Below are 12,800 nucleotides of genomic sequence, written 5' to 3' on the forward strand. Positions count from 1 at the left end.
CCGTGTTCATCTCAGACTTCGCCATCAAGCGTCCCATCATCACCATCACCTCGATGCTGGCGCTGGTGGTCTTCGGTCTCGTGTCGCTGGGACTCCTGGAGACCGATGAGTTCCCCGACGTCCAGCCCCCGGTGGTGAGCGTCACCATTGTCTATCCAGGCGCTTCACCCGAGACGGTGGAGCGGGAAATCCTCGAGCCCATCGAGGACGCCATCTTCGCCATCAGCGGCGTGGACCCGAAGGAGACGACGTCCATCGCCACCGACGGACTGGCGTCCTTCACGGTGTTCTTCGACTTCGAGAAGGACATCCAGGAAGCGACGCAAGACATCCGGGACGCCATCTCCAGCAAACGCGCGGACCTGCCACAGGAGATGGAGGAGCCCATCCTCACGCGCTTCGATCCGGCGGACCAGCCCATCGTGTCGCTGACGCTCACCTCGGAGGGGCTGGACGTCGCGGCGCTGTCGCTGGTGGCGGACCCGACGGTGGTGGGCGAGCTGCGCTCGGTGCCCGGCGTCGCCCAGGCGGAGGTCGTCGGTGACGTGGCGCGGGAGATGACGGTGCAGCTCAAGCCCGAGGCGCTCCAGGCGGCGGGCTTGTCGGTGGCGGAGGTGGTGGCGGCGCTCCAGGCGCAGAACCTGGCGGCGCCGGTGGGCCGCATCAACGCGCCGCTGACGGAGGAGTCCATTCGCCTCAAGGGGCGCCTGGAGAAGGTGGAGGACTTCCGGACCCTGGTGGTGGCCTCGCGCAACGGTCAGGCCATCCGCCTGGAGCAGGTGGCGGACGTCTTCGTCGGCGCCGAGGAGCCGCGCACCCTGGCGCTCTTCAACGGCGCCCAGGCGGTGGGCATCGACGTGCTCAAGGCCCGGGGCTACAGCACCACCGAGGTCGCGGACGCGGTGCGTGAGCGGGTGCAAGCGCTCCAGCAGCGGCTCCCCGCGGGCGTGAAGCTCGAAATCGTGCGCGACGCCGGCGTCCGCGTGGAGAACGCCGTGCACAACGTGCAGTCCGCGCTGGTGGAAGGCGCGCTGCTCACGGTGCTGGTCGTCTTCGTCTTCCTCAACTCGTGGCGCTCCACCGTCATCACCGGTCTGGCGCTGCCGGTGAGCGTGTTGGCGTCCTTCATCAGCGTGTGGGCCTTCGGCTTCACGCTCAACACCATGTCACTCTTGGGCCTGACGCTGGCCATCGGCATCCTCATCGACGACGCCATCGTCGTGCGAGAGAACATCGTCCGCCACGTGGAGATGGGGAAAGACCACTACACGGCGTCACGCGAGGGCACCTCGGAAATCGGTCTCGCGGTTTCGGCGACCACCTTCTCCATCGTCGCCGTCTTCGTGCCCGTGGCCTTCATGTACGGCGTGGCCGGCCAGTGGTTCAAGCCCTTCGCCCTCACCATCGCCTGCGCGGTGCTGGTGTCGCTGTTCGTGTCCTTCTCGCTGGACCCGATGCTGAGCGCGTACTGGCCGGAGCCGCCGAAGAAGCAGAACCCGGGCTTCATCACCCGGACGCTGAACCGCTTCAACGCCTGGTTCGACCGGCAGGCGGAGCGCTACAAGCACGTCATCGCCTGGGCGCTGGACCACCGGCTGGTGATGGTGCTGGTGGCGGTGGGCTCGTTGGTGGGCGCGCTGGTGCTCCAGGGCACCGTGGGCGGCGCCGGCTTCGTGCCGGTGAGCGACCGCGCGGAGGTGGAGTTGCTGGTGGAGACACCGCCGGGCTCCAGCCTGGAGTACACGCGGCGCAAGGTGGACGAGGTGACGCGCACCCTGCGCGCCCACCCGGAGGTGGACTACACCTATGCCACCATCGGCGTGCCCCTGGCACTCAGCGCGCCCGGCGTGGACCAGGCCCTGGTGTACGTGCGGCTCAAGCCGAAGGCGGAGCGCGAAGTGAGTCAGGACGCATTGGGCGTCCAGTTCCGCGAGGAGATGAAGCGCATTGGCGGCGCTACCGTCTCTGTCTTCACCTCCGGCTTCGGTGGGGCCTTCAAGCAGCTCCAGTACGAGCTGCGCGGCCCGGACCAGCGGGTGCTCACGCAGCTGGCGCAGCAGGTCCAGAAGGAAGTGGAGCAGGTGTCCGGAGCGGTGGACGTGGGCCTGTCCACGCGGGGGCAGAAGCCGGAGCTGGAGGTGGAGCTGAACCGCGGGCTCGCCGGACAGTTGGGCGTGACGGTGGGGCAGGTGGCCCAGGTGCTGCGGCCGGCCTTCGCGGGTCTGGACGTGGGGGACTGGGTGGACCCGATAGGGGAGACGCGAGACGTCATGGTGCGGCTGGCTCCGGGGGCGCGTGACAACCCCAATGACTTGTCGCAACTGCCCATCTCCGTGGGCGCGGCAGCGGGCGGTCCGCCCCGGCTGGTGCCGCTGGGGCAGGTGGCGGACATCCGTCAAACGTTGGGTCCGGCGCAGGTGACGCACCTGAACCGTGAGCGCGTCATCAACGTCCAGGCGAACGTGCAGGGGCGCTCGTTGTCGGAGGTGGGCGCGGACATCCAGAAGCGGCTGGACGGCGTGAAGCTGCCGCCGGGCTACACGCTGACGACGGGCGGCGAGTCCGCGGACCAGGCCGAGGTGTTCATGCGCGTGTTCATCGCGCTCGGCATGGCGCTGATGCTGATGTACCTCATCCTGGTCATCCAGTTCGGCTCCTTCCTGGACCCGTTGGCCATCCTCATCTCGCTGCCGCTGTCGCTCATCGGCGTGGTGCTGGCGCTGCTCATCACCGGTGACACGCTCAACCTCATGAGCCTCATCGGCATCATGCTGCTGATGGGAATCGTCGCGAAGAACGCCATCCTCCTCATCGACTTCGCCAAGTGGTCGCACGAGAAGGGCATGCCCCTGCGCGAGGCGCTCATCGAAGCGGGCCGCATCCGTCTGCGCCCCATCATCATGACGACCTTCGCGCTGGTGGCGGGCATGGTGCCGGTGGCCATCGGCGCGGGCGAGGGCGGCGACTTCCGCGCGCCGCTGGGCCGCGCGGTGATTGGCGGCACGCTGACGTCCACGCTGCTGACGCTGCTGGTGATTCCCACGGTGTACGAAATCCTGGTGGACGGCCGGACATGGTCCACCCGCATGCTGCGCAAGCTCTTCCGGATGAAGCCTCCCGAACAGCGGCCTCACGTTCCGGGAGGAGGTGGCGGCCGTGGAGAGCCCCGGCCCGCCCCTCAGGCGCGGCACGATTGAGGGCTCGGCAACGAACGGGCGGGTTCGGGACGACAGGACGGTTGGCGCATCGCACCAGGGGCCGTAGGGTCAGCCCCTTCCGCCATGTCTCGCGCCTTGCTGCCTGAAAATCACCACCGACTCGTCACCGAAGCCCTGGCCGCGCTCGACGTCCGCAACTGGGTGCTCAGCATCCACGACCCGAGTTTCCCCAGCCTTCCAGAAGAGGACACGGGCTGGGGCTCGCCGTACTCGGAAGGGGCGGCGCGCTTCCTCGCGTTCTCCCGTGAGCTGGGCTTCAACGGCATCCAGTTGGGACCGCAGGGGCAGGTGACGGAGTTCAACGCCTCGCCGTATGACGGCACGCTCTTCTCGCGGAACGTCCTCAACGTGGCGCTCGCGCCGCTGGAGGCCCCCGAGCCCTGGGGCGCGCTGCTGCCACCGGGCCGCGTGGCGCAGCTCGCCGCCCGCCGCCCTTCGGCGCTGCCGCCCGGAGAGCGCTTCCGTCACGCCTTCCGCGCGCAGACCACCCTGCTGAACGAAGCGTGGCGCACCTTCCAACAGAAGCGTGCGGCGCCGGACGCCGCTCCGGCCATCCGGGCCCTGGCTTCGCGCTTCGACACCTTCCGTCAGCAGCACCGGGGCTGGCTGGTGCGGGATGCTCTCTTCGACGTGCTGTGCGAGGAGAAGCGCGAGCCGGACTGGCGGCGCTGGGCGGACTCGCTGGACGGTCGGCTGTGGAACCCCCGTCCAGAGGAGGAAGCGGCGGCCGCCGCGCGCCTGACGCAGTTGGAGCTGCGCTACGCGGACACGCTGGAGCGCTACGCCTTCTGTCAGTTCCTGGTCCATGCGCAGCACCACGGCCTGCGCGAGCGCGTGGGCGCATGGCGCCTGAAGCTGTACGGCGACCTCCAGATTGGCCTGTCTCCGCGCGACGCGTGGGCCTGGCAGGGCCTCTTCCTGCGCACCTACCTCATGGGCGCGCCGCCCAGCAGGACGAACCCGGACGGCCAGCCGTGGAACTATCCGGTGATGGACCCGGAGCAGTACTTCGAGCCGGACGACGCCGGGACGAACGCGGGGAGCCGCAGCGGGCCCGTGCTGCGCTTCATGAACGCGCGCATGGACAAGATGCTCGGCGAATACGACGGGCTGCGGCTGGACCATCCGCACGGGCTGGTGTGCCCGTGGGTGTACCGCGCGGACCTGCCGGACCCGCTGTGGTCCGTACAACATGGCGCGCGGCTCTTCTCGTCACCGGACCTGCCGGACCACCCGGAGTTGGCGCACTTCGCGCTCGTGCGCCCGGAGCAGGTGGACCGCGCCGTGCCGCGCTACGCGGACCGCTGGGTGAAGGACCTCACGCCCGAACAGGTGCGCCGCTACAGCGTCCTCTTCGACACGGTGGTGGAGGCGTCCCGGCGCAACGGGCGGCAGGTGGGGGACTTGCTCGCGGAGGTGCTCAGCACGCTGCCGTACCCGCTGGAGCGCGTGCTGGCGCAGTTCGGCCTGGGCCGCTTCCGCGTGACGCAGAAGGCGGACCTGCACGACCCGTCGGACGTGTACCGCAGTGAGAACGTGGGCCCGGAGGACTGGGTGATGGTGGGCAACCACGACACGAAGTCCCTGTGGCGCCTGGTGGCGGACTGGCAATGGAAGGGCACGCTGCGCGCGCAGGCGGAGTACCTGGCCGCGCGCTTGTGCCCCGAGCCCGCGGAGCGCGAGGCCTTGGCGCGCGAGCTGTCCACGAGCCCGGGACGGTTGGCGCAGGCGAAGGTGGCGGACCTGTTCGCCAGCCGCGCGCGCAACGTGATGATGTTCTTCACCGACCTGCTCGGGATGCCGGAGACGTACAACGCGCCCGGCACGGTGGATGAGCGCAACTGGTCCCTGCGCGTGCCCCAGGACTGGGCGCGGGAGTACCGCGAGCGGTTGAAGGGAGACGCCGCGGTGAACCTGCCCGCGGCGCTCGCCATGGCGCTGCGGGCGCAGGGGGCTCCGGCGCGGGCGCGGCACCAGCGTTTGCTGGAAGGGCTGGACGCGCTGGCCCGCGAGCTGCGGGCCGGGTGACGCTTGGGCCCTCAGTGCTTCACGTCCACCACGAGGCGAGTGGGGTCGCGCAGCTCCATGACGCGGAAGTCGGTGGGGGCCTTGTTTCCCAGCACCCACGTCACCTCGGCCTCGAAGTCACACGTGCGCACCAGCTCCAGCAAGGTGGGAAGCTTCGGCTTCATCTCCAGCGCGGCCACGGTGGCCCGGCCCTGGTCGTCATGGCCACGCGCGGGTGTCAGCGTGACTTGGAGGAAGCCCTTGCCGGCCAGCGGCGTCTCGTCCCCGGAGCCACACTGGATGATGGGCTTGTCCACGTACTGGAGCTGGTAGCCGGGGACCTGCGGCCCGTCGAACTCGAACACCACGCGGTCGAAGTCGGCATGCGTGCCAGCGCGCACCGAGCGCAGCGTCACCGTCTGGGCCGGGCGCCGCTTCATCGACACTGGGGTGGTGGTCCACTCGCGGTTCTTCGGGTCCTCGGCGGGAGCGTCTCCCGCGGGGGCGTCCGAAGGCGGCTCGGTCTCACTGTCACCCATCGAGGCCGTGTGCACGGGGGGCTTGGCGGCGGCCTCGCCCTCGCGGGGGATGGTGCCCGGGGGCGGCGAGGTGGGCGGCGCCTGGACCTCGGGCTGAGGCTGCGCGCTGGTGGGCGCCGCGGCGGGTTCCTCCTTCTTGGAGCACCCGGCGAACGCCAGACACCCGGCCAACCACAGCGACGTCATCCTGCGTCCGGACCGCGTCATCATTCCCCTCCTGCCAGGGCCTGCGAGTTCGGGACTGCGGCCCCTCGTCTCGCACGGGCGGCGGCCCGGGGGCCAGTGTCACGAAGGGAAAGCGGGCAAAGATAACACCAGCGGACCGCCCCGGGAGCGCTGGAAATTTCCACGGAGAACCGGTTGCCCCGGAGGGCCGCCGTCACCACGAATGGATGACACAGGACGATGGGGCCGCGACTATCGTCCGCGCCGCAAGTCGTCCGCGCGGCCCCCGAACGCGCACGCACCGGAGAGCATCCTCCCATGGCCCCCCTCGACCTGACCTCTCTTCCCCGCCCCTCCAAGGACGACGCCACCGTGGGAACGATGGCGCGTGGCATCGTCGGCAGCGAAATCCTCCGCATCGCGGCGGAGATTCGCGAGCGGATCTCCAAGGGCCAGAAGGTGTGCAACCTCACCGTGGGCGACTTCAACCCGCGCGAGTTCCCCATCCCCGACCCGCTGCGGGAGCACATCACCGCCGCGCTCCAGGCGGGCGAGACGAACTACCCGCCGTCGGATGGCGTGCTGGAGCTCCGCCAGGCCGTGCAGCGCTTCTATGAGCGCTCGCTGGGCCTGAAGTATCCGCTGGAGGGCATCGTCATCGCGGGAGGCGCGCGGCCCATCATCTACGGCACGTACCGAAGCGTGCTGGACGCGGGGGAGACGGTCGTCTACCCGGTGCCCTCGTGGAACAACAACCACTACGCGCACATGATGGACGCGAAGAGCGCGGTGGTGGTGACGGACGCAGCGCGGGGCTTCATGCCCACCGTGGAGCAGCTGGCGCCGCACCTGGGCGCCGCGCGCCTCTTGTGCCTGTGCAGCCCGCTCAACCCCACCGGCACCATGATTGAGCCGGATGCGCTGGGCGCCATCTGCGAGCGCGTCGTCGCGGAGAACCGCGAGCGCGAGAAGCAGGGCCGCAAGCCGCTCATCCTCATGTACGACCAGATTTACTGGGTGCTGAGCTTCGGCGCGGCCAGGCACGTCACGCCGGTGTCGCTGGTGCCGGAGGTGGCGCCGTACACGGTGTTCGTGGACGGCATCTCCAAGGCCTTCGCCGCCACGGGCGTGCGCGTGGGCTGGGGCGTGGGGCCGCCGACCATCATCGCGCGAATGCGGGACGTGCTCGGCCACGTGGGCGCCTGGGCCCCCAAGGCGGAGCAGGTCGCGGTGGCGCGCTACCTCGACGACACGGCGGCGACGGAGTCCTTCCTGGAGCGGATGCGCAGGTCCGTGGAAGCGCGGCTGGAGGCCTTGCACAAGGGGCTCACGCGCATGCGCGAGGCGGGGCTGCCGGTGCAGCACATCGCGCCCCAGGGCGCCATCTACCTGTCGGTGCGCTTCGACCTGGTGGGCAAGGGGGGCCTGCGCTCCAACGATGACATCCGCAAGCTCCTGCTGGAGAAGGCGAACCTGGGCGTGGTGCCCTTCCAGGCCTTCGGGCTGGACGCGGACACGGGCTGGTTCCGCCTGTCGGTGGGGGCCACGTCGGTGAAGGAAATTGAGGAGGCGCTGCCCCGGGTGGAGGCGGCGCTCCGCGAGGTCCTGTCCGCCGGCGCGTAATCCTTGCGACATCTTCCCGCCGCGCTCGTTCCATCTTGGAGGTCCTGGGAATACGTTGCCCGGGGCCTCGTTGGGCCGCTCACGTGAATTCCTCCATGCTCAGGCGATTCGTGGACGTTCGGGATGAGGAAGTCGGCGCCGTCCGCTGGTCGTTCCTGTATTTCTTCACCCTGATGTGTGGCTATGCCATCCTCCGGCCCATCCGCAACGAGATGGGCACGGCGGGAAGCGTGAAGGGCTTGGATTGGCTCTTCACCGCCACCTTCCTGGTGATGCTCGCGGCGGTGCCTGCCTTTTCCGCCCTGGTGTCGCGTTGGCCCCGGCGGGTGGTGATTCCTCGCATCTATCGCTTCTTCCTGCTCAACCTGCTGGGCTTCTTCGTGCTCTTGAAGTTCGGGGTGGCGCGGGAGACGGTGGCGCGCGTCTTCTATGTCTGGTTGAGCGTCTACAACCTGTTCGTCGTCTCCATCTTCTGGAGCTTCATGGCGGACGTCTTCGCCAGCGGACAGAGCAAGCGGCTCTTCGGCTTCATCGCCGCGGGCGGCACCACGGGCATGCTGGTGGGGCCCTTCCTGGTGGGCCGGCTCGCCGAGCCGGTGGGGCCGGTGAATCTCATCCTCATCTCGGTGGTGCTGCTGGAGGTGAGCGCGCAGTGTGTGCGCCGGCTGAGCGGCTGGGCCCAGGACGTCCAGCAGCAGCCCGCGGCGGCGCAGGGCCCGGTGGGCGGCGGCGTGCTCGCGGGGGTGCGGCTCATCGTGACGTCGCCGTTCCTGCTGGCGCTGGGGCTCCAGGTGCTGCTCTACGCGGCGACCTCCACGTTCCTCTACTTCCAGGAGGTGCGGCTCGTCGCCGCGCTTGGCAGCGACGCGGCCAGCCGCACCGCCCTCTTCGGTGACATCGACTTCTACGTGCAGCTGGCGACGCTGGGGTTGCAGACGCTCGTCACGGGGCGCGTCATCTCCTGGCTGGGGCTGGGGGCGGGGCTCGCCGTGGCGCCGGTGGTGACGGGCCTGGGCTTCCTGGGGCTGGCCGCCATGCCGGTGCTGACCGTGCTCATCCTGTTCAAGGCGGTGCGCGGCGCCAGCCACTACGCGCTGGAGCGGCCCTCGCGCGAGGTCCTCTTCACCACCGTGGACCGCGAGGCGCGCTACAAGTCGAAGAGCTTCATCGACACGGTGGTGTACCGCGGCAGCGACACGGTGAGCGCCTGGCTCCAGGGGGGCCTCACGAAGCTGGGCCTGGGCATGACGGGGCTGTCGCTGGCGGCGGTGCCCCTGGCCGGGCTGTGGCTGGGCGTGTCGCTGTATCTCGCGCGCCACCAGCGGAGGCAGGCGGAGCCGGTGCCGGCCGCAGCGCCCGAGGCGCCGGTGTCCGAAGAGGTCGCGGCCCGCTAGCGCTCATCCACACGCAGTCAGTCCACACACGCAGGAGGAATCCCGCATGACGCTGTCTCGCAGGAGTGTGATTCAGGGAGCGGCCGCGGTCGGCTCGCTCTGGGCCATGGGGTGCGCCACCACGGGCTCGTCCGGCACCGCCGCGTCTTCCACCCAGGGGCAAGGGGAGCAGTCCTCCGCGCCCGCCGCGCCGCTGCGCATCCTCATCCTGGGCGGCACCGCGTTCCTGGGGCCGGCGCTGGTGGAGTTCGCGCGCTCGCGCGGCCACACCGTCACGCTCTTCAACCGGGGGAAGACGAAGCCGGGCCTCTTCCCGGACGTGGAGAAGCTGACGGGCGACCGCGACCCGAACAAGGGCGAGGGCCTGAAGGCGCTGGAGGGTCGCAAGTGGGACGCGGTGGTGGACACCTCCGGCTATGTGCCGCGCGTCGTGCGCGCCTCCGCGGAGCTGCTGGCCCCGCACGTCCAGCACTACACCTTCGTGTCCTCCATCTCCGTCTACAAGGATTTGTCACGGCAAGGGCTCGACGAGACGGCCACCGTGGCGACGGTGGAGGACGCGGCGACCGAAGACGTGGAGAAGCACTACGGCGCGCTGAAGGCGCTGTGTGAGCAGGCCGCGGAGACGGCCATGCCGGGCCGCGTCTTCAACGTGAGGCCGGGCCTCATCGTCGGGCCGGATGACCCGTCCGACCGCTTCACCTACTGGCCGTTGCGCGTGGCGCGCGGCGGCGAGGTGCTGGCGCCCGGCGACGGCGTGGACCCGCTGCAGTTCATCGACGCGCGGGACCTGGCGGCGTTCATCATCCGCGCCGTGGAGGCCCGCACCGCCGGCATCTTCAACGCCACCGGCCCCAGCCAGGACCTGCTGATGCGGGACTTCCTGGAGGCGAACAAGACGGCCCTGGGCAGCGACGCGCGCTTCACGTGGGTGGACACCGACTTCCTCACGAAGCACAAGGTGGAGGCGTGGTCGGACATGCCCGCCTGGATGCCGCGCAACGGGAAAGAGGGCGGCATCGGCAAGGTGAGCATCGCCAAGGCGCTGGCGGCGGGCATCACGTTCCGCCCGGCCGCGGAGACGATTCGCGACACGGTGGCCTGGTTCAAGACGCTGCCTCCCGAGCGTCAGGCGAAGCCGCGCTCCGGCCTGTCCGCCGAGCGCGAGAAGGAAGTGCTGGCCGCCTGGCATCAGGAGCGCGGCACCGCCAACGCGGGCTGAGCGGGCCTCCGAGCGCGGGGGCGGGCGGATGGGGCAGGTGAATCGCCTGCTCGCACGGCCCGTCCTTGCGTCCAGGGATTCGGGTTTGGCAGGAAGGGTGGGGCAGCGCGGCCTGCTGCCTGGGGGAACGACCATCATGACGCCCGACCTGCTGAAGGACGCCGTATCACCCATCCTCCGTGTGCGCGGCACGTCTGTGCTGCTGGCCGCGCTGCTGGCCGCGTGCGGCGGCAAGGACGTGCGGCCGGGGGCGCCGCCCGCGGGTGACTGTGCGCCGCTCCGGCTGGAGCGGGATGTGAATCTGGAAGGCTTCCGCGCCGACCGCTTCGAGTGGCGTGACGCGGACTGCAAGCCCCGCTCGGCGTCGCTGGTGCGCAATGACGCCACGGACCCCAAGGGATGGACGGGCGGCTACCTGCGCCGCTACACCTACGAGGTCGCGGGCGCGACGCGCGTCTGTGATGGCTCGGACGGCATGGTGCCGGGCTGGGGCATCGTCGCGAGCCACCTGCGCGTCAGCCCGCCGTGGGGCAACTGGACGCGGGACATCCGGGGCACGTGGCGCACGCTCTTCGAGGGCCGCCACCACGCGCTGCATGAGTTCCGCTGGCCCATGGAGCTTGGCGGCCACGTCGTCGACGTGACGGTGCATTACCTCTTCGCCACCGGGCGGAGCCATCCGCTCTATGCCATCACCCACGATGCGTCCGGCGCGCCGCCCGACGTCATCAACGCGGACGTGCGCTCGCCCTACGGCGACATCATCTTCGATGGGGACGGCAACGCGGACATCTCCGGCGTGGGCTGGGGAGACCGCTACCGCTTCGTGACGCTCGGGGCGGGGCCGCTGACGCGGGCGAGCGGCTGGGACTACCGCGAGCCCAACGGGGTGCCCTACACCCGCATGTGGATTGCGTCGCCCGACGCGGAGATGGGCGTGGTGCAGACGCAGACGTGGGCGCAGAAGCCCGCGGGCGGCTACTGGCAATACCCGTCCTGGGGGCAGGTGGACGAGGACGGCCCCATGCCCGAGGACTGGAACTGGACCTACCAGCTCAACCAGTACGAACTGCCCGAGCAGGGCCCCACGCGCTCGCACCGGATGGCGTGGGGGAGCAACTTCGGCGCGGTGGGCTTCCGCGAGTACCCGCGCTACAGCGACGACGCCACGCTGTCCGGCTACCCGTACCAGAGCTACTCCGTCTTCATGGTGCTGGGCACGCACACCTCGGACCCGGTGCTGCGGCTGGCGGCGGAAGTGGAGGCCTGGCAGGGCGTGCGGCTGACGGCCACCGAGGGCCGCGTCCTGGACCAGGGCCCCGGTGGGGTGGGGCGGGATGACTCCGTGGCGCGGGATGTGCCCGGCTACAACCCGGTGTACGCCACCTGGGAGGCGGAGGTCGGCGCCAACAACCGCGCCTCGCTGCGCTTCGAGACGAACGGCCGCGCCCTGGCTAATCCCGTGCTGGTGCTGCGCCGCTACACCGCGTCCACGCCGCCCACCCGCGTCACCCTGGATGGCCAGGCGCTCTCCGCGGACGTGGACTACTTCGCCTCCGTGGACGACGCCGGCAACGCGCTGTGGCTCACCCTCCACCGGACCGTGACGGGCTCGGCGGCGCTGTTCGTGGAGTGAGTACACGGGCCGGGTGCCCCGCAAAGCAACGAGGGATGCCCCGATGGACTCGGAGCATCCCTCGGATTTCGACCCATCTATCGGGTTCGCCCTCCCCCTCTGGCGAGCGTGACCCCGGGTCCCCCTTCCACAGACGTTGCCGCCCCCGCGGCGCCGTCTTCCTACCCGCCCTTGGTGTGTGTCCGGAGGGCCTTGGACCCCTCCAGCGAAGCTGCGTGTGACACCTTCCCCCCTTGCACCGCTTACGGCCCCTTCAGGTGCGCGTGCCCGGTGCCCCCAGCACCGTCACTCGGGGGAGCCGAGGCCCCCCCTTCACCTGTCCTGCTGCGTCCCAGGGCACCGCGGGCCGTGAGAGCGCCCGCAGCCGTGCCTGTGTCTGAGCGCGTCCGAACGTCTGCGGGCGCATGGACGCCACCCGCGTTACGTCCCTCGACTGGATTTGGATGGCTTCCGTCACGGCTGAATTCGCCAGGACCGCCAGCTGTGCCCGCTTCGCCCCCGCGAAGGTGGCCAACTCCGGAATGACGATGCCCTCCAATGCCCCCCCAGTGGCCTCGAGCCACTCCCCCCGGGAAAAGCGCCTCGGCCGTTGAGCCGTGGCCCTGCTTCCCTTGTCGCCGTGCGACACTGCACCGAGCCTCGTGTTTCCCCCAGATGCCCCCCGGCCCGGTCCATACGCGACGTGCGACATGCGTCTTCCCCCCGTTCGGTCCGCCGAAGTGACTGGCGACAAGGGCATACTGGCTCAGACCCAGGATGGAGTTTTCCGCCTCCGCGCCAATTGCTTGCGTGATCGCGCCAGCGTGTCTGGCGTGTTTCAGTGGGGGTTGGCGGGGTGGATTTTCCGCGTCTTCTCAGAGACCTGGAAGGTGGCGGGTGGGACGTGGGGCGAGCAGGCGCCACGGGTAGGGCGAGGCGGGACTCGGAGATGTCAGCCTGACACGATAGGGGAGTGGCTCACACTGCGTCTCCAGGCTCCCTCCCTGGGGGGTGGTG

Annotated in this window: 8 protein-coding genes; 6 read left to right on the plus strand and 2 right to left on the minus strand. The window is 70.0% G+C overall.

Annotation, left to right across the window (positions count from 1 at the left end; all coding sequences use genetic code 11):
* Nucleotides 1-2: 2 nt before the first annotated feature.
* Both HNV26_RS23100 and HNV26_RS23105 read left to right on the plus strand, forming a co-directional pair.
* Complete coding sequence (locus HNV26_RS23100; RefSeq protein ID WP_171443186.1) at nucleotides 3-3,197, plus strand: efflux RND transporter permease subunit; 3,195 nt, start codon at nucleotides 3-5, stop codon at nucleotides 3,195-3,197.
* 84 nt (nucleotides 3,198-3,281) lie between these two features.
* Nucleotides 3,282-5,246, plus strand: coding sequence for a 4-alpha-glucanotransferase (locus HNV26_RS23105; protein ID WP_171443185.1), 1,965 nt, complete (start codon nucleotides 3,282-3,284; stop codon nucleotides 5,244-5,246).
* Between the two features lie 11 nt (nucleotides 5,247-5,257).
* Here HNV26_RS23105 and HNV26_RS23110 read toward each other — a convergent pair whose 3' ends face one another.
* Nucleotides 5,258-5,971, minus strand: coding sequence for an AMIN-like domain-containing (lipo)protein (locus HNV26_RS23110; protein WP_436410055.1), 714 nt, complete (start codon nucleotides 5,969-5,971; stop codon nucleotides 5,258-5,260).
* Between the two features lie 276 nt (nucleotides 5,972-6,247).
* Between HNV26_RS23110 and HNV26_RS23115 the strand changes: the two genes are divergently transcribed.
* From HNV26_RS23115 to HNV26_RS23130, 4 genes are all read left to right on the plus strand, one after another.
* On the plus strand, nucleotides 6,248-7,552 hold the full coding sequence (locus HNV26_RS23115) for a pyridoxal phosphate-dependent aminotransferase (RefSeq protein ID WP_171443183.1): 1,305 nt from the start codon (nucleotides 6,248-6,250) through the stop codon (nucleotides 7,550-7,552).
* 95 nt (nucleotides 7,553-7,647) lie between these two features.
* Complete coding sequence (locus HNV26_RS23120; RefSeq protein WP_171443182.1) at nucleotides 7,648-8,946, plus strand: NTP/NDP exchange transporter; 1,299 nt, start codon at nucleotides 7,648-7,650, stop codon at nucleotides 8,944-8,946.
* A 46-nt stretch (nucleotides 8,947-8,992) separates the two neighbouring features.
* Nucleotides 8,993-10,168 carry an SDR family oxidoreductase gene (locus HNV26_RS23125; protein ID WP_171443181.1) on the plus strand — a complete coding sequence of 392 codons (1,176 nt, stop codon included), beginning with the start codon at nucleotides 8,993-8,995 and terminating at the stop codon, nucleotides 10,166-10,168.
* 136 nt (nucleotides 10,169-10,304) lie between these two features.
* A complete protein-coding gene (locus tag HNV26_RS23130) occupies nucleotides 10,305-11,804 on the plus strand; it encodes a hypothetical protein (protein WP_171443180.1) in 1,500 nt (499 codons plus the stop codon).
* 253 nt (nucleotides 11,805-12,057) lie between these two features.
* Here HNV26_RS23130 and HNV26_RS23135 read toward each other — a convergent pair whose 3' ends face one another.
* On the minus strand, nucleotides 12,058-12,342 hold the full coding sequence (locus HNV26_RS23135) for a hypothetical protein (RefSeq protein WP_140860295.1): 285 nt from the start codon (nucleotides 12,340-12,342) through the stop codon (nucleotides 12,058-12,060).
* Nucleotides 12,343-12,800: the final 458 nt, after the last annotated feature.

It is taken from the genome of Myxococcus xanthus, from assembly GCF_013116825.1.
Taxonomy (GTDB): Bacteria; Myxococcota; Myxococcia; order Myxococcales; family Myxococcaceae; genus Myxococcus; species Myxococcus xanthus_B.